Origin of the sequence: Qipengyuania aestuarii, from assembly GCF_019711535.1 — a bacterium.
GTDB classification, from domain to species: domain Bacteria; phylum Pseudomonadota; class Alphaproteobacteria; order Sphingomonadales; family Sphingomonadaceae; genus Qipengyuania; species Qipengyuania aestuarii.
Genome location: NZ_JAIGNP010000001.1, coordinates 1,023,842 through 1,044,315, shown reverse-complemented (window position 1 = coordinate 1,044,315; position 20,474 = coordinate 1,023,842). Strand labels below are relative to the sequence as shown.

At 58.3% G+C, this 20,474-nt stretch carries 19 protein-coding genes; 8 read left to right on the top strand and 11 right to left on the bottom strand.

The genetic code is table 11. The features are described 5' to 3' along the window. Positions 1 to 202 precede the first annotated feature (202 nt). Positions 203 to 577 carry a YidH family protein gene (locus tag K3175_RS05135; protein WP_221542249.1) on the top strand — a complete coding sequence of 125 codons (375 nt, stop codon included), beginning with the start codon at positions 203 to 205 and terminating at the stop codon, positions 575 to 577. Positions 578 to 828: 251 nt separating this feature from the next. Here K3175_RS05135 and K3175_RS05130 read toward each other — a convergent pair whose 3' ends face one another. Continuing rightward, entirely contained in the window at positions 829 to 1,392 is a 564-nt protein-coding gene (locus K3175_RS05130; RefSeq protein WP_221542248.1) for a glutathione S-transferase family protein, read from the bottom strand. Between the two features lie 72 nt (positions 1,393 to 1,464). Here K3175_RS05130 and K3175_RS05125 point away from each other — a divergent pair, with 72 nt between their 5' ends. Continuing rightward, positions 1,465 to 2,172: a helix-turn-helix transcriptional regulator gene (locus K3175_RS05125; RefSeq protein WP_221542247.1), complete on the top strand. Its 708-nt coding sequence runs from the start codon at positions 1,465 to 1,467 to the stop codon at positions 2,170 to 2,172. Between the two features lie 58 nt (positions 2,173 to 2,230). Here the strand turns inward: K3175_RS05125 and K3175_RS05120 are convergent, their stop codons facing one another. After that, on the bottom strand, positions 2,231 to 5,392 hold the full coding sequence (locus K3175_RS05120) for a helicase-related protein (RefSeq protein WP_221542246.1): 3,162 nt from the start codon (positions 5,390 to 5,392) through the stop codon (positions 2,231 to 2,233). Between the two features lie 295 nt (positions 5,393 to 5,687). Here K3175_RS05120 and K3175_RS05115 point away from each other — a divergent pair, with 295 nt between their 5' ends. Next, the gene (locus K3175_RS05115; protein ID WP_221542245.1) at positions 5,688 to 6,452 is read left to right on the top strand and encodes a Crp/Fnr family transcriptional regulator; all 765 of its coding nucleotides are present in this window, start codon (positions 5,688 to 5,690) and stop codon (positions 6,450 to 6,452) included. Here the strand turns inward: K3175_RS05115 and K3175_RS14325 are convergent. Further along, positions 6,389 to 7,444, bottom strand: a complete 1,056-nt coding sequence (locus K3175_RS14325) for a glycosyltransferase family 4 protein (RefSeq protein WP_345719315.1) — start codon at positions 7,442 to 7,444, stop codon at positions 6,389 to 6,391. The genes K3175_RS05115 and K3175_RS14325 overlap by 64 nt on opposite strands. Before the next feature lie 105 nt (positions 7,445 to 7,549). Here K3175_RS14325 and K3175_RS05105 point away from each other — a divergent pair, with 105 nt between their 5' ends. Further along, positions 7,550 to 9,592 carry an HAD-IIB family hydrolase gene (locus K3175_RS05105; RefSeq protein ID WP_221542243.1) on the top strand — a complete coding sequence of 681 codons (2,043 nt, stop codon included), beginning with the start codon at positions 7,550 to 7,552 and terminating at the stop codon, positions 9,590 to 9,592. Continuing rightward, positions 9,589 to 10,476, top strand: a complete 888-nt coding sequence (locus K3175_RS05100) for a glycosyltransferase family 2 protein (RefSeq protein ID WP_221542242.1) — start codon at positions 9,589 to 9,591, stop codon at positions 10,474 to 10,476. The genes K3175_RS05105 and K3175_RS05100 overlap by 4 nt, the downstream gene beginning before the upstream one ends. Here K3175_RS05100 and K3175_RS05095 read toward each other — a convergent pair. From K3175_RS05095 to gntA, 5 genes are all read right to left on the bottom strand, one after another. Continuing rightward, positions 10,469 to 11,464, bottom strand: coding sequence for a glycosyltransferase (locus K3175_RS05095; RefSeq protein ID WP_221542241.1), 996 nt, complete (start codon positions 11,462 to 11,464; stop codon positions 10,469 to 10,471). The genes K3175_RS05100 and K3175_RS05095 overlap by 8 nt on opposite strands. Before the next feature lie 118 nt (positions 11,465 to 11,582). Beyond that, positions 11,583 to 12,074 (bottom strand): hypothetical protein, encoded by a 492-nt coding sequence (locus K3175_RS05090; protein WP_221542240.1) that lies wholly within the window; start codon positions 12,072 to 12,074, stop codon positions 11,583 to 11,585. Further along, the gene (locus K3175_RS05085) at positions 12,071 to 12,352 is read right to left on the bottom strand and encodes a hypothetical protein (RefSeq protein WP_221542239.1); all 282 of its coding nucleotides are present in this window, start codon (positions 12,350 to 12,352) and stop codon (positions 12,071 to 12,073) included. Before K3175_RS05085 ends, K3175_RS05090 begins: the two co-directional genes overlap by 4 nt. 4 nt (positions 12,353 to 12,356) lie before the next feature. Continuing rightward, complete coding sequence (locus tag K3175_RS05080) at positions 12,357 to 12,935, bottom strand: DUF1989 domain-containing protein (RefSeq protein WP_221542238.1); 579 nt, start codon at positions 12,933 to 12,935, stop codon at positions 12,357 to 12,359. After that, positions 12,932 to 13,696 carry a guanitoxin biosynthesis heme-dependent pre-guanitoxin N-hydroxylase GntA gene (gntA, locus tag K3175_RS05075; protein ID WP_247710654.1) on the bottom strand — a complete coding sequence of 255 codons (765 nt, stop codon included), beginning with the start codon at positions 13,694 to 13,696 and terminating at the stop codon, positions 12,932 to 12,934. Before gntA ends, K3175_RS05080 begins: the two co-directional genes overlap by 4 nt. 56 nt (positions 13,697 to 13,752) lie before the next feature. Between gntA and K3175_RS05070 the strand changes: the two genes are divergently transcribed. Beyond that, positions 13,753 to 14,457: a hypothetical protein gene (locus K3175_RS05070; protein ID WP_221542237.1), complete on the top strand. Its 705-nt coding sequence runs from the start codon at positions 13,753 to 13,755 to the stop codon at positions 14,455 to 14,457. A gap of 178 nt (positions 14,458 to 14,635) precedes the next feature. Here K3175_RS05070 and K3175_RS14270 read toward each other — a convergent pair whose 3' ends face one another. Then, the gene (locus K3175_RS14270) at positions 14,636 to 15,277 is read right to left on the bottom strand and encodes a DUF421 domain-containing protein (protein ID WP_221542236.1); all 642 of its coding nucleotides are present in this window, start codon (positions 15,275 to 15,277) and stop codon (positions 14,636 to 14,638) included. 442 nt (positions 15,278 to 15,719) lie between these two features. On the opposite strand from K3175_RS14270, the gene K3175_RS05060 reads away from it, so the two are divergent. Further along, positions 15,720 to 16,007 carry a hypothetical protein gene (locus tag K3175_RS05060; protein ID WP_221542235.1) on the top strand — a complete coding sequence of 96 codons (288 nt, stop codon included), beginning with the start codon at positions 15,720 to 15,722 and terminating at the stop codon, positions 16,005 to 16,007. A gap of 22 nt (positions 16,008 to 16,029) precedes the next feature. Further along, positions 16,030 to 16,803 carry a glucose 1-dehydrogenase gene (locus K3175_RS05055; RefSeq protein ID WP_221542234.1) on the top strand — a complete coding sequence of 258 codons (774 nt, stop codon included), beginning with the start codon at positions 16,030 to 16,032 and terminating at the stop codon, positions 16,801 to 16,803. Between the two features lie 162 nt (positions 16,804 to 16,965). Here the strand turns inward: K3175_RS05055 and K3175_RS05050 are convergent, their stop codons facing one another. Together K3175_RS05050 and K3175_RS05045 are read right to left on the bottom strand one after the other, a co-directional pair. After that, positions 16,966 to 17,460, bottom strand: coding sequence for a hypothetical protein (locus tag K3175_RS05050; protein WP_221542233.1), 495 nt, complete (start codon positions 17,458 to 17,460; stop codon positions 16,966 to 16,968). Positions 17,461 to 17,511: 51 nt separating this feature from the next. Next, positions 17,512 to 20,217: a glycoside hydrolase family 2 TIM barrel-domain containing protein gene (locus tag K3175_RS05045; protein WP_221542232.1), complete on the bottom strand. Its 2,706-nt coding sequence runs from the start codon at positions 20,215 to 20,217 to the stop codon at positions 17,512 to 17,514. Positions 20,218 to 20,474: the final 257 nt, after the last annotated feature.

Below are 20,474 nucleotides of genomic sequence, written 5' to 3'. Positions count from 1 at the left end.
TTGATTAAAACCAATTCTCATTACTAATTAACATATGTTAACCGCTTTTTTGAAATAAATAATGACTCTCATCACCAGCAGGAATTTTTTCTGCACTGATCTATTCGTGTTTCATTTTCCAGGATCCACACTTAACATATGGCGATTGCCTTGTTGCCAAGTGGCTTATAGGTTCGTCGCTTCGGTATCGAGGCTTTCCCCAATGAATGACGTTGCCAGTTCTAATGATCTTGCTGGTCAACGAACCGATCTCGCGGAAGATCGTACGGTCCTAGCCAACGAACGCACATTCGCGGGCTGGATGCGCACTGGCCTCGCAGCGGTGGGCATCGGTCTGGGGTTCAACGCTCTGTTCGGCAAAATGGAACCTGCGTGGCTTCCCAGAGCAATAGCCACCTGTTTCATATTGTCCGGTATGGTTGTCTTCTATCTTGCCGAACGAAGTTCCTGCAGCGTGCTCAAAAGATTGGATGCTCACTCGGTCCAACCTCTCAAGCGAATTAATTTGCGCTTGGTCGCTTCCCTGATGGGGTTCGGCTCTTTGGTTTTGCTCTTCGGCATCTGGTTCTTAATTTAGCGCTGACTGGAAATTTAGCGGCCGAAGTAATCCAAGTTGCACACAAACTGGAAAGCAGCGCTTACACGGCGATTCGAGGCGGCTGCGCTCAGTAATTTAAGACGCGGGGATGTTTTCAACATCGACAAAGGCAGCGCTTGAACTTCCTCCAGAAATCCGCGCGATCTCGCATGGCAGGCTGTCAAAAGATTCAAGCCTTGCTGCCCTTGCCGTATGTTTGAAAGAAGTTGCGTTCTTTTACCTGAGAGCCGCTACCGCGTTACGCGCGCAGCACATCGCTCAGCCCAGTCACGGATGGTGGGATCGGCTGGCAGCAATTCCTTGAACCATTGGAACGGCGACGAACAGAGCATATCCGCTGCACTGAACCGCTCCCCTAGAAGCCAAGGTCCTGAGCGGAGCGGCTCGGCCAGACGCTCCAGCATGGTGGCCTCGTCACGCAGGCCAGACTCGATGGCGGGATGCGATACGCCGGCCCATTTCAGGATCAGCAGCGGTTCCATCACGCCCTGATACCATGCCAGCCACGACAGATAGCTTCCGCGCCCCTCTTCGCCGACGGTCGGCCCCAGTTTCGCTGCGGGGTAGGCATCGGTGAGATACAGCACAATCGCCCCGCGCTCGCGAATGTGCTCGCTCCCATCGACGAGATAGGGCACCTTCTTCTCCGGATGCGGATTATCTGGATCGGGGCCTCCGGTGCCGTCCTGCCGCGCGATCGTCACTTCGCGAATTTCGATCTTGGCGCCGAGCAGGCGGACGAGATCTACGACGGTGTCGGATCGCGATTGAGGCGAATGATAGAGGGTGGTCATCGGAATACTCCTTTCGTTGATGGAGACGAAGCGATAGGCTCAGCCTCCTGACAGATTGAGGCAGGAACAGATATGGCCAGACAGGACAGGCTGATGCGTCTGCTCGCCGCACTGAGGCGATTGCCCGCTCCCGTCACCGCCGACCGGCTGGCAGTCGAGACTGAAATTTCGACACGTCAACTCTACCGCGATATCGCCACCTTGCGCGCTGGCGGTGTGCTGATCGATGGCGCTGCTGGATATGGCTACACGCTGACGGAAGACCCCGCGCTGCCCCCTCAAAGCTTCTCCCGCCTCGAAACCGAAGCGCTCATGCTTGCGGTGGGAAGTCTCGATCAGTTGGGTGACGAGCGGCTTACCAGAGCGGGAAAGGATGCGCTGGCCCGGATCATCGCCAGCCTGCCTGACCGCCAGTCACGTCAATCCATGCACGCCATCATGAGATCGTGGCGACCCGCAGTGTACCGACCCGACATTACCATCGACATAGAGCTGTTACGCGAAGCCTGTTGGGACGAAATGAGCGTCCATTTCGCTTATCGCGACAAGCAGAACCGCCTCACCGAGCGGGAAATTCTGCCGCTCGGGCTGTCCTATAGTCCGACCACGCTCATGATCGTAGGCTGGTGTTTGCTGCGCGAGGATTATCGCACTTTCGAAGTTGCTCGTATGACCGCCCTTGCCAAGGGTACCACGAGCTTCCGTCCACGCCGGGTCGAGATGCTTAGACGGTACGTTGCCCTGCGTATGGCGGAATGGGAAGCGGAGCAGGCGGCATAGAAACTCTTCGATCCGAAGAGAACTGAATGGCTCTGGAAGAGAGACTTCCAGCCTAATACTAGCCGCTTTCGGCGAGAGCTTCTAACACCGTCACTGCGGCCTTTGTCGGATTGGCGTAGGGTGCGTCATCCTTGGCCAGCCAGCGTCCGTCGCTCAGAACTAGCCCTTCGGCGTGAAACGCAGGTGATTTTTCATCGGCAGGTGTGAGCGCGATCGCAGCCGGACCAGCATTAATAGCGCGAATATCCATTTCGAATGCCAGCATCGTCAGGCGCGCGCGATCGACAAGCGCTGAAGCGGGCTCGGGCAGCGGTCCGAACCGATCAAGCAATTCGTCTTCAAACGCTTCGAGTTCCGTACGATCCCGAAGCCGCGCGAGACGGACGTAGAGATTGAGACGAACTTCCTCTTCCGGGATCCATTCTGGCGGGAAACCGCCGGCTTCGCCAGTGCGGATATCGGGCTGCCACTGGCGTTGCTCCTCGCCCTGTGCGCTGCGAAGCGCCCCTTCGAGCAGGTGCTGGTAAAGTTCGACGCCGATCAGCTTCATATGCCCGGACTGCGCATTGCTCAGAACGTCGCCGCCTCCGCGTTGATCGAGATCCGCTCCAGCGATGGCAAAGCCCGAGCCGAGCTGGTCGAAGGTGGAAAGTGTGCGCAGACGTTTCTCCGTTGCCTCACCGATCTCATCTCCCTCGGTCGCAAGGATGACCTGGCCACGCCGCCGCCCGCGGCCCACGCGCCCTCGCAACTGATGCAGCTGAGCCAAGCCGAAGCGGTCCGAGCGCCAGATGATCATCGTATTCGCCCGCGGAACGTCGAGCCCGGTTTCAATGATGTTGGTTGCAAGCAGGATATCGCCCTTTCCGCCTGCGAAGTCGATCATGGCCTCGTCGAGTGCAGCGCCCGGCATTTTTCCATGCGCTTCGATCAGCGTGAGGTCAGGCACTAGTCGTTCGAGCATCGTCCGCATATCGGCGAGATCGGCAATACGCGGCACGACCACGAAGCTCTGCCCCCGGCGGGCCTTTTCGCGGCGCAGCGCGAGGCGTATCGCTGTATCGTCGACTTCGCTCACCGTGGTGCGGATAGGTTGCCGACGGGCAGGCGGGGTTGCGATGACGGAAACCTGTTGCAGGCCGATCATGGCGCGGTGCAGCGTGCGCGGTATCGGTGTTGCGCTCATCACAAGCAGGTGGATGCCCTTGTGACCGCGCAGCTTCGCCTTGTCCGCCGCACCGAAGCGTTGTTCCTCGTCAATTACAACCAGACCGAGCTTGGCGTAACTAATGGCCTTGCCAACCACCGCTGCGGTGCCGACAACCACGCCGATCGATCCGTCGGCCAACCCTGTCTGGACCTTCTTCCTCTCGCCAGCACTCGATAGTCGCGACAAACCTGCAACCTTCACGCCGGTATCGGAGAAGCGGCGAGTGAACTCTTCCAGATGCTGGCGCGCCAACACAGTGGTCGGCGCCGCCACGATGACTTGATAACCCGAAAGGGCAGCGATGGCCGCCGCGCGCAATGCGACCTCGGTCTTACCGTAACCGACATCCCCGACGACAAGGCGTTCCATGGGTTTGCCGGCCGCCAGATCATCGCGCACCTCGCGGATTGCTCGCGCCTGATCCGCAGTCTCGCTGTAGGGAAAGCCGGCGACAAAGCGCTCGTAAGCGGCACCGTCAGGCTCCATCACCGGCGCCTCAAGCTTTGCGCGTTCCTCTGCAAGATCGATCAGGGAAGTCGCAGTCTCGGCAATCGCTTTGTCGATCTCCGCGCGGCGCTTGTTCCAGCTTTTGCCTTCAAGCTTGTCGAGCGTGACGCTGTCACTGTCGCCGCCGTAGCGCCATAGCAATCCGGCGTCGCGCACTGGCACGAGGCGTCGGGCCTCATCGGCATATTCCAGAGCGATCATCTCGCCATCTCCATCGGGAGCCGGTTCAAGGCCCAACACCTTGGCGAAACCATGACTTTCGTGAATGACGAGATCACCGATGCGTATTTCTGCACCGCCAAGCCCCACAGGTTGCACCGGAGTGGAATTCTCTTGGATCAGGGCGCGCGTGCCTAGAATATCCGCGGCAGCAATCAGGGTCATCCGCCCATCACTGGCTCCGCGGTCTAGCGGCGCGCAGAGGGTCACGACGTCCCCTGCGTCCCGCTCTTCCAATTTGCGAATGTCGCCAATCTCGCAAGCGTCGGACAGCGCTCCTTGCAGCCGGATACGCAGGAAGCGCAAATCGCGTTCACTCCCGATCAAAGCGATGGCGCGCCCTTCTTCCCGTTCGGCGGCGAGAAAACGGGTAAACGCCCGGGCTATCGATTTTTTCTCCGCGAAGCGCGGTACCGATGCGATGGCGTTGCCACCCGCTTCGTCCAGATCACTTTCGGTTCGCCAATCCTCGAGCGCCGCTGCCCAGCGCTCGTCCGAAACGGCGTCGACCTCGGTCTTCATCTCTTGGGCCGTCCGCTCAGCCAATTGCACGAACCGCTTGCGCCGCTTCTCGGCGCGGCGGGACAGCAACACGGTTCCTGTAGAAAGGTGGGCGAGCATGGTCGCCTCCAATGCCTCTTCGGGCTCTGCGGCGCGGCCAATCTCTATTGCATCGCAGGCTTGACCACGGCGCTGCGTGACCGGATCGAAATGGTGGATTGCACCGATATGGCTGTCGACAATATCGATGCGCACCGGCCCGCCTGCATCGGCAGGGTACAGGTCGATTACTTCGCCGCGCACGGCTATCTCGCCTGGCTCGTCGATACGATCGTCGGCGAAATAACCGTTTGTGACCGCCTCGGCGAGGAAGGCGTCCACATCGATGCTATCGCCTACGCGGACTACCGGGGGCTCGGCATCGAAAGCTTCCGGACGAGCGTAGCGTCGCGCAGCCGCCTCGCCGCTGCTCACCACAATCGCGCCTGAAGACCTTAGGTCCGCCGAGAGCGCCCGCAGTCGGCGCAGCGCAGTAACGCGGCGACCAACGTTAGAGGGCGAAGCAGGGGCATCCTCGCCGGGCAAAGTGTCACTGGCAGGGAGGTGGATGACCGGTGTATCCGGAAGCAATCGCTTAAGGAGGAGCGCCAGTCCTTCCGCCTCGGTTTCATCATCGGCAAGATAAAGCACGGTGTCGTCGCCTACCACGCGAAGGACCCGTAAAACCTTGGCGCAGAGCCCATCTATTTCGAGGCCCGTTTGCGCATCAAGTGGCTTGTGCACGCTGTTTTTCCTGTTCTTAATGGCTGCGCAAAAGTTTCCGGCTCGCCAACAACGACCGGATGCGACTATTCGTTGCGCGTGTCGTTGGGTTGGACAGAAAGAATGTGCGATTTATTCGCGCCAAGTGGCGTCTGCGGGTGTCTAGGTAAGAGCGGCACTCGCCCGTATCGTACGGCTCCCGGGTCCGCCGCTTTTGCCTCTCGACTTATGTCGCGGGCTGGGCAGAATAGCGCTTTGACACCCTTAACCGCCTCGGTTAGCCGCACGATCACGCTCCAAAAGTTACAGGAATTAAATGTTGCACACGAAGCTTTTCCTGCAAGGTCGACTCCGCCACGAATTGGGCACTCGAGAAAAGGTCTGGCTCGAAGAAGCAATCAAGCGCACCATCCGGCTCAAACCGCGCGAAACACTGGTCGAACGCGGCACGCGGGTGGAGCATTCCTATTACATCATCGAAGGCACGGTACTTCGCCATCTTGATGACCGAAATGGGGAGAGGCAGCTAGTCGGTCTCAATTTTCCGGGCGATTTCGTGGACCTTCACGGTTTTCCGATGAAACGGCTGGATCATAGCACGGCGGCCCTCGGCCATGTGCATTTGGCAGAGGTGCCGCATTCCGCCATCGCCGAACTGGTTGACAGGTCGGGGCATCTTGCACGCGCACTCTGGTTTTCCACGCTACTCGATGCTGCCATGCACCGTGAGTGGATCTTCCGGCTCGGAAGGCTAAATGCCGAGGGCCGAATTGCCCATTTGATCTGCGAAATCGTCGAAAGGCATAAATTCGTGGGTCTTTACGACGGCCACAATCTACCCGTCCAATTGCTGCAGCGCGACTATGCCGAGGCCTGCGGCATAACCCCAGTTCATGCCAATCGGAGTTTCCGCAATCTGAAGGATCGCGGTATTTTGGAACTTGGCGGTGACGGCCGGATCGAAATACTTAATGAGGCAGAGCTGAAGCGCTTGGGCGAGTTTCGCGGAGATTACCTTTATGGAGAAGGCGATCTCGCGCTCGATTCCTTCGAAGATCGCGACGGCGGGGCGGCGCGGTAAATATCCAGAATTTGTCGGGCCATCCGCGCGCTTGAAAAACGCTCTTCGAACCTGTCGCGGATACGCTGCCGATCAAGGGTAAACACTTCATCCAAACGCTCGGTCGCTTCTTTGAGACTGCCGACCACAATGCCGGTCAGCCCATCTTCCACCACTTCGGCTACGCTACCCTCGCGCCAGGCGATGACAGGTGTTCCGCAAGCCATCGCTTCGATCATCACCAAGCCGAAGGGTTCGGGCCAATCGATCGGGAAAATCAAGGCCCCGGCATTGCCCAGAAGGTCCTGCTTCTGTTCGTCGTTGACATTGCCAAGATGATGGGTGGCATCGTCCAGCTTCGGTCTGACCACTGTTTCGAAATAAGCGGGATTGCCAGGATCGATCGGCCCGGCAAGTTTCAGCACTCGGCCACTGGAACGGGCCAGTTCGATTGCGCGGTCGGGCCGCTTCTGGTCGGTCATGCGGCCCAGAAATGCAAGATAGCCGCCCCGACCATCGCCAAGCCGGTAGCGGGATGAGGGCATGCCGTGATGCGCCACACCGGCGAGACTGGCCGATGGCACAGACTTCGCTTGCGAATGCGAAATGGCGATAATGCGTTCATCGGGGAAGGCCCGGAAGTGCTCATGATGGTCAAGCTCGTCCGCACGCCAATGGATCGTGCGGAAGACCGGAAGGCCAAGTTTTCCGGCGATCGCACTCGCATGGGCCGACCCATGCAGGTGTAGCACGTCGTGATCGCCGCCATGCTCCAGCAGATCTCTGAGTAGCTGCGCTTCGAGCACCGCTGGCAAACCCGCCGGAACATTGCTGGCATGTCGTTCATGCCAGCTCAGCGAATGGTAATCTCCGACTTTAGTCAGGCCATCCAATGCAGAGTCCGCGGGACAAAACACCGTTACGTCATGCCCTTGCGCAACCTGAGCATCGGCGAGGTCAGCGATGACGCGCTCCGTTCCGCCATAGGTTTGCGGCGGGACCGGATGTATCACGGGAGCGACGTGGGCTATTCGCACTTAGACAACATTTATCACCCTGTTTGCCAGGAACTTGGGAGGCTTCGAACCACTCGGTAATAACATACCTGGAGTTCGTCGATGTTTGTCTGTCATATCGCCCTGCAGGGCTGCCTCACATTGTCGGATGTTCCCTACGGGATCAACGCCGACACCGGGGGGCACATTACTTACCTCTTGGAGCTGGCCTGCGCGAGCGCACGCGATCCGTCCATCGACCGCATTGATATCGTCACGCGCGGCTTCACAGACGCCCAGCTGGGTAGGCGGTTCGAAGCGCAATGCGCGGAGAGCCGCGGGAAAATACGTCTTATCCGTCTGGACGATCACGATCCTGATTATCTTCCCAAGGAGCGTCTGCACGAACGCCATGACGCACTATGCGCTGCCTTTCTTAGATATCTGGATGAAACGGGCAGTGTCCCGGACATCATTCACGCGCATTATGCCGATGCGGGTGTCCTCGCGCGCCACGCGAAGGAGCAGCGCGGAATACCGTATATTTTCACGGGCCACTCTCTTGGAGCGGTGAAACGCGAGGTGAACGGAGGCGCTGATGCATCACTTCGGCAGCGGATCAAAATAGAATCACAAGCGCTGGAGCTGGCCGACGCTGTCATTGCAAGCTCGCGCGACGAGGCCGAGGCACAATATGCGCATTACGATACTATCGAGGCGGGACGCATCCGGGTTATCCCTCCCGGCTGCGATCTGACCCGCTTCCAATCCGCCGTTCCAAGCGAGAAGGTGCGGGCAGATCTCGACCATTTCCTGCGCCATCCCGCAAAGCCCATGCTTCTCGCTATCGCTCGACCGGTGCGAAAGAAAAACCTGCTGGCATTGATCGAGGCCTTTGGTGCCGACAAAGAGCTTCGCGAAACCGCTAATCTGGTGATCGTGGCTGGTTGCCGATCACTTATCGGCGATTTGGAGCAAGAATGCCGCGAGGTCATGCAGGAGCTGATCGAGGCCGTGGACCGCTTCGATCTGTATGGTAAAGTCGCTTATCCCAAGAACCACGAACAGACAGACATTCCTGCTTATTACGCTTTGGCGCGCGAAAGTGGCGGCGTCTTCGTTAACCCGGCGCTCAACGAGCCTTTCGGTCTTACATTGTTGGAAGCAGCCGCGTCCCGGCTTCCGGTGGTCGCAACCGATAGCGGGGGCCCGAACGACATAATCGAACGGTGCCGTAACGGCGAGCTTGTTTGTCCACGCGATCCGGCCGCAATCGCCGACGCCTGCCTCGGAATCGTGACGGATAAGCGAAAATGGATCCGCTATGCCTCAGCCGGGCTCGACGCTGTCAGCGCCTATGACTGGGAAGCGCACCGTGATCTTTACCACCACCTCATTGCCGAGCTTATCGAACCAAGCGCGCCAATGCCCCGGTGGGAGCGCATCCTGTGCTGCGACATCGACAATACGCTGCTGGGCGATCGCGACGCCTTGCACGAGTTTCTCCACTGGCAGGCTGACAATGCAGGCACAATTGCGCTCGGCATTGCCACGGGTCGCAGTTTTCACAGTGCGCAAGCTATCCTGGCATCAGAAGGTGTGCCGACGCCCGATGTCATCATCAGCAGCGTCGGTACGCGTATTCATTGGTATGACCGTGAAGCCCGACAGTTTCGCGAGGATTGCGACTGGCGTCGACAGACCGAAAGCAGCTGGAGGGATGAACAGGTGCGGGCCCTTGCGCGGGATTTGGAATTGCGGCCACAGGCCTTGCTGGAACAGCATCCCGGAAAGGCAAGCTACTTCCTGGACGGACGTGATCCGCAAGCAATCGAGCGTGCTTTTCGGACTGCCGGAATAGCGGTTGAGATCGTAGCGAGTCACGGACGATATCTCGATATCTTGGCCGAGGGCTCGAGTAAGGGGCACGCCGTCGCCTATGTAGCCGACCGGTTGAACCTTACCCAGTCGCGGGTGGTGGTTGCCGGAGACAGTGGCAACGATCTGACGATGTTGCGGGCCTGCCCCTTCCCGATCCTGGTTGGCAATTCAAGCGACGGCCTCGCGCAGGAACCGTCACTATCCCACGCCTATCTGGCAAAGGGCCATTTCGCCGCAGGCGTGCTTGAGGGTGTGCGTCACTATCAGGCACAGGGCAGCTGGTGAGCACCTATCGATCCGTTTCGGTGCTGACGTTAGTACGCGGGCGCCAGCAGCACTTGGACCATTTGGTGGCCGGTCTGGACGCGCAGCGGTTTCCGCCGGACGAACTTGTTGTCGCTTATATGCAGGATGACGCGCCCAATATCGAAACGAAGGGCGCCTTTCCGGTTCGGTATGTGCGGGTGGAAGGCGAGCCGATGCCGCTCGCGGCAGCGCGTAATCGAGCTGCGAATATGGCGGATGGCAATGTACTGGCATTCCTCGATGTCGATTGCATTCCCGATCCGGACTTTGTCCGCCGGGCTGCAGAAGGTCATGCTTTCGACCCACAGGGCGTATTCCTCCCTGAAGTGCGATATCTTCCCGGGAACTCGGAGGGCTGGCGTAAGAACAACGGGGCGCCGGATTACAATCTTCTGGCCGAGAGGGGTGTTCGCCACCCCAGCAAGCGCCCGCTAAACGATACCAGTTTTGTCGCAATAGCTGATTTCGGCGAATTATGGGGTCTGGCGTTCATCATGGGAGCCTCCGTCTGGCGGTCAGCAGGTGGCATGGACGAAGATTACGTCGGCTACGGCGCTGAAGAAACCGATCTGGGCCAACGCCTTAGGCTAAGTGGCGCGAACATGTATTGGATCGGCGGCACCGTCTGTTTCCATCAGCATCATTACGTCCACCGGCCACCGATGCAGCACTTCGATGCAATTGTGCGCAATGCGCGACTGTACCATAGCCGGTGGGGCAAATGGTGCATGGGCTACTGGTTGGACGATTTCGAACGGCGCGGTCTGGTAACGCGAACCGCAGACCGGCTTGAAATCATGCGATCCCCAACGACTGCCGAAATAGCCGCCTCCCGGCAAGGCGACGACGTGTTGTTCAGCTAACCCTCCAAAGGTCGGTCGCGAGAGTCTCCAGCCATTCCGCAGCTTTCAGTGCGGCATCATCGTGATGCAGTGAACTGAGGATTGCGGTGTCGAGCGCGTCCGTTTCGTTGAGCGCGCGTTGCCATTCGGGAATGGAGGCTGGCCAAGTCTCGCGGTAAGTTGCCGCACCCAACCGCGCCAGTTCGCGCGCCTTGGCCTGCTGTTCATCGAAATAGCGCCACTCGGGAATGCATAAAAACGGCTTTCCTGCGCGCGCGATTTCATGGACCGTGTTATCGCCCGCCGACGCAATCACGCGGTCAGCGGCGCAAAGATAGTCAGTTAGATTGTCGATCCACCCCAATTCGCGCAAATTTCCGAAATCGGTTTCGTGCCCTTCGCGGTGAACGGGACCGGCGATCAGCCACTGCGTGTCCGGCTCGGCTCTCGCGGCTACGGTCAGCGGCGCGTAAGGCGTGCCGGAGCCACCGCCGCCCGCAATCACCAAGGTGATGCGCCTGTCTTCCGGCAAGCCGAGCGTTTCGCGCGCTTCTTGCCGCCCGCGCAGCGGCGCCTTCGTCGTGCAAAGGCCACCGGTATAGAACGTCCGTTCGCGTAGGCGGTGGGTGTAATTCGCCTGCTCGATCCGCTCGTCGAACGGAGCGAGCATCCCCACACAGGCTTCGTAACCAGCAACATGGCCCTTGTCGTCTCTTTCCCCGTGCATCCTGATGGTCACCGCTGGCACGCTCATGATTCTGGACAACATCGCGATTTCTGCCGAAACGTCGATGACGAACAATGCGGGGTCATGCTCGCACAGGGTCTGCGCAATCACACCCATGTGGCGGCGCATTTCTTCCACGCCAAGCGGGACGCAGTGCATCGTTTCGGGCGTCGGCTGATCGTGCAGCGCCGGGCTGCGCGAAGGCGCGCCGATCATGTTTGGGAGTTCGACCATCGTCGCTTTGCGTGGCCGGTCGTCGAACTGTGCCGGGTCGGCGGTCATGATGATAACAGGCCGTTCCTCAGGCAAGTGCTCGAGAATTGCCATTATCCGATTTGCATGACCGCGACCCTGATGGTGTGCGAAGAATACGATAGGCTTCAGCAAAGGTAGAACTCCGTCAGACATCGTCATGCGGGGTGAGCTTGGCGATCAGCGAACGCACAGTGCCAAACAGCATCGAGACCATCGCCACCAAACCGGCGCTAAGGATCACGACTATCCAGTACAGCACTTTGTAGAGCATCGGAAACCAACGAGCCGGAACATCCTCGAATTCGCCAATCGGCATTGTCATCAGCAGCAGCATCACGACAGCCCCGGCCAGAAGCACCGTCGAAAGAGCGGCGATCCGGTAAATCTGCCTGTACATCAGGGGATCGAATTCGGCGTTAGCACGGCGCACCAGCCCCAGCAGGGTCAGCATGAGAGCAAGCGTTGTAGCAGCGCTCGAAGCGATCGCACTGCCGAGATAAAGCGCTGGGCTGGATAACGCGGCGATCATCTTCCGCGCTTCCAAAGAGGAATAGATTGCGCCGGACGCGAAATGGCCAGCCAATCCCACCAGAAGGATTCCGATTGCTGGTCCAAGGGTCGTCGCAATCCTTTTCATGCTACGTCCCCGGTCTTTGCGTCAGTCCCTCGGCGGGGGTGTTTCCTTGGGCCGAGGTAGCGATAAACACCCCATAGGTTGATCAGCAGCAACGCAATGTTCTGCCAACCGATTCCTTCGGCATCTTCGCTCAAGAAGCCCCATGCCGTGAGTGCGAGCGACGATGAAACGAACAGAACAAAGGCCCATCCTGTAACACGTTTGCTCACATTCGATGCGACGATCAAGGCAGCAATGACGGCCGCAATCGCGCCGTACCATTCGAGAATATCGAGCATCGCGTCAGCTGCTCACGGTGAAGTCGATGGGTTTGAATGTCCCCCCGTTCGATGCATATGCGGCGCAAGCGGTGAGCCCGATCACAAGGTCCATCTCGGCTCGGAAGCGGGTAAATGTGCCTGGCGTGGACCGGGGCGGGTCGACCGAAATTGTACCATCGCCAGCGACCGGCACGTTCATGAATACGTTGAAAGCCGTGGGAATGGCGTCCCTAGCCACGCCGTAGGGAGCGAGCGCGTGCGCCAGATTTCCGAAACAACCTCGATGGATCGGCTTGTCCGGATAGAAATGCCGAAAAGTGTCTTCGGAACACGGCGTAAGCAGGAAATCATGGGCCGGGGCGGTATCTTCCACGATGGTGAGCATCGGGTTCGACCTGTTCGACCAAAGGCGCGCACCCGTGGTGAGCATGATCCGCTCCTCGTAGTCAAAGGTCCGGCCGTTCGATAAGATTTCCAGTGGATCAGAACGCGACACCGCCAGCAGGTCGCTGACCTGGCCACCCTCCGGATCCGTCACAGTGAGGACCTGCCCCTTTGCGATTTCGATCGCAGTGCCTGTACGTGGTGGAATGCGAGTCATGATTTGGTCCTTGGATCCGAAAAAGGGCAGGCCCAATCTTTTGAAACTGCACGGCCGCTATACTGACGTGCTTCGCTAACAGTGCCATGACGCGAAAGCATGGGGTTCAGCGACCCATCCAGCTTTATATCCCGCTTCAGAATGGTTTCTCGCATACGTTCGTAGCGCTGCGATGCCCGTAGCGCCTCGAACTGATCATGCAGATTGAAGACAAGCGTTGGATGCGGCGTGCGGCGCGCTTTTCGAGACGCGCCTGGATGCATTCCGACCACAAAATAAGCCTTCCCCCCGAAACTCATAGAGAAGTGAGGATCCGCTGGATCGCTGCTGACTTGAGGATCGTAGCGCTGTCCGCGCCAGCCGTCTTTTGCAGCAAGCGAATTGAGCCGTTCCCACATCGCTTTTTCGAACTGCACTTCGCTCAGGTCTTTGGGGCCAGAAAAGACCACGGCCAGACTGCGAAGGCCGCTAGGATCTTCAGCATAGGCGCTGCTCCAATCGAGCAACGCTTCGTGGATTTCCAGGTCGTTCCATGCACTGGTAAGCGTCCGGGCGGTCAATACCTTCAGTCGCCCCGTCGCGAGAGCGGACTTGGCCCCGACACATGGAAATCCATCCTCGGAGATGTGCTCGCGCAATGTATCGACCAGTGCAGGCTTTTCGTCAGCCCCAATCGCGGCGTTTTGAATTTCTGTATGGCCTATCATCGCCTGCCCGACGATCCTCCGGCCAATTCGTTTCGGCCATACAACATCGATCAAGCAGAACCCTGTGCAGCCGAAGGCTAAGGCGCATCCTGCAACTACGGAGATCAAGATTGCAGAAGGGAAAATTCAGGCGTTTTCAAGTTTACGGTCAGCGCTGTAGCGGTACTAACGCGCTGATAAAGTTACTCGAACAGAACCTTAAAGAACTCCAGTTTACCGAGGAATACGGTTTCAAGCATTGGCTTGTTTCACCCGAGATCACCATTCCGGACGATGTCTTTGTCATCGTTATTGCGCGGCGCGTCGACCATTGGCTTCGCAGCTTGTACGCGACTCCTTGGCATGTACATCCGGACCTCAAGGCCATGACCTTCGGCCAATTCATACGCGCGGAATGGCGCACTGTTTGGGATCAAGACTTTTGGGGTATCGATAGGGAGCATCCGAAATTCGGCTCCCCGATCTTGGAGGAACTGTGTCCCGAATCCGGCGGCCCATTCGCCAATGCCATCGCAATGCGAACTGCCAAATTACAAAATTGGATTCGCGCCGCGTCGCGCGCACGCGGCCATCTCTTGGTCAGTCACGCCGAGCTAGTGGCGGATCCGGCCAGCTTGATTTCACGCATTGGCTCCGCTTCGAGAACCAGCATTAGAGGCACGTTCAAGCCGGTGACCTCATACAAAGGGCAGGGGAAAAAGGCCTTCACTGCTTCCTCCTACGAGACGCTGAATGCAAAAGACCACTGGCATTTATCGCGACACCTCGATGAGGACATCGAAGAACGATTTCAATATAATACCATAATTGCGTGAGGAATCTGCGGGCCCGGAAGATTTGTTTCTCGAAACTACAGCCGAGAGACGGTTGGCGGATCGTAGGGCATCTAGCGGTGACTGCTTAGATCAGCCTAGTCTGGTCAGATTCTCCGCGACTTACGTACATCCAATTGGCCAAGGCAGCACCTCTAAGTGCCATCCGCTGCCGCGAGTATTAATCCCGGCGAGCGGTATGACGCTTTTCCGGACTATAGCAGCGATCGACTTCTTTCATGACTTCCTCAGTTGGGTCAGCCTTGCCCGATATGATCGAGATAGCGCCGGTACTCTCCAAAACCATGGCTCGTACATCGGATATGTCTTGGATACCTTGCAAGCGTATCTCGTAGAGAACGTCGCTTTCGCTAACACGCGTTTTCGCGAGCGCACCTTCGAGGATCTTGCCATCGTGCATCAACATGACGGGATCGTTTTCGATGAGGAGCTGGAAGGTTCGCGAATCACGCCGAAGAATTGCCAAAACCACTTGAGCAGTAAGCAACGCCAAGATCGCGCTGCACGCTTGGACAAGCGCAGTCCACTCCGTGACGGAAGCAGCAGATGCCAGGAGCGAACCGGTAGCAAGCGTAATAACAAAGTCGAAAGCGGTCATCTTAGAAAACGTTCGAAGACCGATTACCCGCACCACAAGGATTACCCAAATCAGCGTTAGAATGCCGAGCGCTGACCCGCGCAGGATTGCATCGGGGTAATCTGTTAATCCAAACCTACGTTGATTTCCTTCGCTGCTATTTTCGAAAACACCTGCTTGGCCCGGCAAATAGCAAAACACCTCGAAGTTCCGCTTTTCGCTCACCTTACCTTCGCATCGGAAGGTCTAGCGCCCTAGGTCCCACCGTCACCGCTGGGTGCTTCTGAATACCGCGAGTGATAGGAATTGACGGAGGCCGCGCCTAATTGATTAACTGGGTAGCGGACCGGCAAGAATAGATTGTTCGCGCAATTGCGCCCGCTATCGCTCGCTCCGCTGGCTCATCAACGGACACCCGCGATCGGCCCACTGGCTGCCGGAGCTTGCGTGTAGTGAACCGACTACATTGACGCGTCTATCTAGCGTTGTCCTTGGGATCATAATCCGCGTGTCGGGGGTTCGAGTTCCTCCTCCGCTACCATTTCGCTGGTGGCCGTCGGTATCTCGCGGCTCTTTCCTCGCGGTTTGACGACGCAGGACGGAACCTCGTTGATGCTCGCGCATCTATATGCCGATGCCGACACCCCGGTGCTATAGCTCTCGATCGATGCCCTCCACCCCTTGGGCTATCAGTTCGATTTCCGCGCTGCGTTTGCTCGAAAACCTTGAGTACGCCCGGGTGGCACCGACCCTTATGCAGATCGTGCCACTGCTGTATCTCGCCGGGGCGGCTCCGTTAGGCTGCCAAAGCCTGAAATCGCTGAGACTCACCCACTTCAAGACTTCGCTCTCCATAACCTGGTTAGGGTCCGATGCCGAACTCTCGGCCTGCGCTGAGGCAGCAGAAGCGGCTGCTCTTTCTGCGAACGTGCCGGCCCATTACATCTACTTTTGATGCATTCGAGAAAGGAACTGACATGCAACGTTTTACCGACAAGGTCGTGATCATAACCGGTGGTGCTTCGGGCCTCGGCCTGGCGACCGCCCATCGTCTTGCGGAGGAAGGCGCCAAGCTTGTTCTGGTGGACCTGCAGGAGGACAGCCTAAAAGATGCAGCGGCCGGGTTGCCGGACGGAACAGAGGTGCTGACCGTAGCCGCCGATGTGTCCGACGCCCACAAGGTGAGCGAATACGTAAAGAAAACGCTGGACCGGTTCGGCCGGATCGACGGCTTTTTCAACAATGCCGGGATCGAGGGGCGGCAGAACCTCACCGAGGACTTCGGGAACAACGAATTCGCGAAGGTCGTCGGGATTAACCTCAATGGCGTGTTCTACGGAATGGCTGAAGTGCTGAAAGTTATGCGCGACCAGGGCAGCGGAACGATCGTCAACACCGCATCGGTTGGCGGTATTCGCGGGGTCGGCAACCAGTCAGGCTACGCCGCGAGCAAGCACGGCGTCGTTGGCCTGACCCGCAACAGTGCGATCGAGTATGGTCAGTACGGTATCCAGATCAATGCCATCGCCCCCGGTGCGATTATGACCCCGATGGTCGAAGGATCGCTTAGGCAGATGGCCGGCGATAACTGGGAAGAGGCGGGCAAGGAGTTCGTGGAGCCCAACCCGATGAAGCGGTTCGGCAAACCGGAAGAGGTCGCCGCGCTCGTTGCGTTTCTTCTGTCGGGAGAGAGCGGTTTCATTAACGGGGCTGTCATCACGATCGATGGTGGGCAGTCCTACAAATATTAATCGAGCAAGGCGCGTACCTTCAGGTGCGCGCCTTCTTGAATGATCACACGCCTGGGCCCTCGCGCCCGAGTGTGGTGCGCGCGGCGAGTGAGAAAGGTCCGCACTGGCACCGAAGCGCGAATGGCAGCTTCTCGCATAAGTCGCCGGTCTGGAAACGGCTCATCAGTCGACACGACTGATTTCCACCTCAGCGCCATCTACTTGGGCCCGAAACACATTACCGTCGGCCTCGATCTCGAAGATATGTTTGATAAAGCCAAGGTAAAGCGTGTCAGTCGACCCCTTTATTTCGTTCTCTATCTCGAAGGCTTTGAGATTGTCTGGTTCGCCCATGTGAGCGACCCCATATCGAAGTAGCTTTATTTCCAAAGGCGTATCGGAGAAGTCACGCATCACTGCGTTTACAGCGAGTATAGCCGCGCCATTGCGATTAAGCTTTATCTGCTTCTTATCCGCTACTCTCTTAATTATCTTGGCTTTGGCAACCCACCAATTCCAACTATCCTCGACGCGTTTGCCGCCGAAGAATATGGCGAGTGCACTTGGGCCGACCCATTCCCAATTGGCAGTGATGAACATAACAAACGCCGGCAGGCTTGCACTCGGACCAACGTCGGCATCTTCAAACTGGAGACCAAACTCGTTTTCTAAGTCCAAGCGGAACTTTTCTCGCCGAGCGTCCCAATGTTCTTCATGCGAAAGCTCTGTTCACAGATCTGCTGGAATGACTTCGATCGCCGACACGATCGCTTCACCTTTTGACGGCTCAAATCCAAGCGTCAGAGTGTCGTTCGCGACAGACACTTCCACCGACCGCTTGATCGCGATACTCGTACCGCCTGCCACGCGCGCAATGTCCAGCGCTTTGACAATAGTCTCGCCGTTCGCTCGCACATCGAAGATCCGCTCCCCCGGCCCGGCGGCAGGCTCGACGAATGTCAGCAGGACGCGATACCGGCCGGGCGTGAGAGGGATTGTGTATTCGAATTGCCCGCTGCGGTAAGTCGCCGCGATGGCCGTTTCCTCTGTCCCCGAAATCGTCGCAGGTACGGCAGGCTTGCCATAATCTGCCGGTTGATCGAGCGAACCAGTCGCACCCCCGTTAAAGAAGGCATCCGATCCGTATCGAACCTTGGCGGGTGCTGCGACGATGGCGCCGGAATCGATACGGAAAGCCAGCGCCGAGTCTTGCGATAGCGACCAGCTCACTTCGTCCGCGATTGCGCCAGTTGAGAAATCTCCACGCGCGACCACCATATTCTTGCCGGGGCTGAGCGTGACATCAGACCAAACGCAGATGCGCTGCGGACAATCACGCTTGCTTCCGAGCGAGCGACCGTTGAGCGTTAGCTGCGTTTCCAGAGCATTGCTGTACACACGTATGTCGGTGACGCGATAGGCGCGGTCGACATAGCGGCGGCCGTTGATATGGACGGTCGGCGCATCCGACCAATTGGCCCTGTAGAAATAATAGGCATCCTTACGGATCTCGCGGTCGTAAGTGACGAGACCCTTGGTATTGATGTCCTGCGCATCGCCTTCGGTGCGGATCGTGGTGGCGAAGTCGAATGCATTCCACAGCCATGTGGCCCACAGATAGGGTCGAGCGTCGATCGCCTTCCACGCTTCCTCGTGAATATAGCCCAGATATTCCTCCGGCTGCCTGATCCCACGCGAATCGATCGGCCCGCCAAGGACATCGTCGGTATGGATCGTGGTCGCACCGCCCGCGCCGTATTCGCTTACGGATAGCGGCTGCTCGGGGCGCAAGGCGCGCAGCTGGTCGAGATGTGGGCCCAAGTCTCCGGGCTTGCCGAAATACCAGCCGAAGTAGCGGTTGGCGCCTCCGAGATCGGCCGCCGCAGCGGTTGTCGGAATATCAACGCCGTCATCGAACAATCGCCCTTCGCAGCAGGTGGCAAGTACTGTGGGGCGACTCGCATCCTCTTCTTGTGCCACGGACTGCAACATTTCGAGCAGCGGCATTGGATCGGGAGCCTGCCCCTCGGGGAATCCGGTCAGAAAAGCTGGGAAGGAATTTCCGAAATCCACCTCGTTGGCGATGCCCCATGTGACCACTGAGGGATGATTGCGGTTCTGGCGGATCAGCTCGCGTAGCTGCTGCGCCGCATTTTCAACCAAGGCTGGACGCGGAACCAGTTCGCCGCGCCGGGTCCATACGGATACGAGCGGAATTTCGTCCCAGAGCAACAGTCCGTAGCGATCCGCAAGATCGTGGATGACCTGGCCATGCTGATAATGCGAGAGGCGGATGGCATTCACACCCATTTCACGCAGGATGGCGACATCCTGTTCGGTGTCGGCGGCACCGACTGCCCAACCTTTGCCCTCGCGATCCTGATGATATCCGACTCCGCGCACGGTCACATGACGACCGTTCAGGAAGAGGCCCTTGTCGGGATCGATAGAGATTGTGCGGATACCGAAGGGTTTTCTGATCCGGTCGAGCACGCGACCGCGATGATCTGCCACCTCGATGACCAGATCGTAAAGATGAGGGTCTTCTGTTCCCTGCCACAGCCGCGGGTCGGCGACGGAGAGCATCGTCTTCACATCACCCTTGGCGTTCGGACCGATGGAGAGCGCGTTGACAGAGTGCGCCGCAGCGCGGCCGTCGGTGTCGATCAACCGCACAGAAACCTGTACCCGCGCAGCTTTGGCCGATTGGTTCGCGACCTTCGCAACAACCGCGACTTTCGCCTCCGTATCGCTCGCAGCGATCGTGGTTGCGGAGAATCCGGCGCTGCCGTAATCCGAAAGATCGATGTGCACCGGGTCTACGACTACCAGTCGAACAGGACGATACAGCCCGCCATGGACGAAGAAGTCGCCGGCGAGCGGCAACACATCCGCCGTCGCTTCGGTCTGGCCGTCGGGTGGGCTGTTGTCGGTGCGAACGGTAAGGACATTCACCCCCGAGGCATCGAGGGCCTCGGTCGCATCGAAACGAAACCGGGAAAATCCGCCGCGATGCTCGCCGAGCTTCTTTCCATTCACCCAGACACTTGCCACCCGGCTGGCCGCATCGAATTCAAGCCACACACGCTTTTCTGATGCATGGGGTGGGGTTCTGAACTCCAGGCGATACCAACCGACGCCTTGCGACTTGTCGATCGTCTCGGGGCGATGAATATGCGCCTGCGGATCGGGTTTGTAATAACCTACACGATTCCAGGTGTGGGGGATCGTTACATCCTCCCACGCGCTGTCGTCGAAGGATGGGGACGACGGGTCGCCGACGAGATCGCCCTGCTTGAATACCCAGCCATCGGTAAGCACTGTCAGAGCGCGAGGAGCTGGCGAGACGATCTCTGTTTCCGTCGATTGCGGCGGCGCGGCAACGCCCGGACAGGCGATGCCCGCCATTAGCAATATCATCAAGGTGCTACGCATACGGCTTCCTTTCCCCAATACCACTCCGCTAGCATTTCAGAATCGGTCTGGCCAGTGGTATCAAGATTTGGGTGGTCCGTGTGGACCTTTACTTCGAGTAGACGATCGCAATCCCTGCACTGCAGGGCGGTTCTGTGATTACGCCTTACCGATTACGACTGCTGTGACAGCCGGGATGGGGTTGAAACCATGCGCCCCATATGGCCCTGAGGTGCGCGATCCAGTTTGGGTCTGTAGGAAATGGCGGGAGGTCGAGA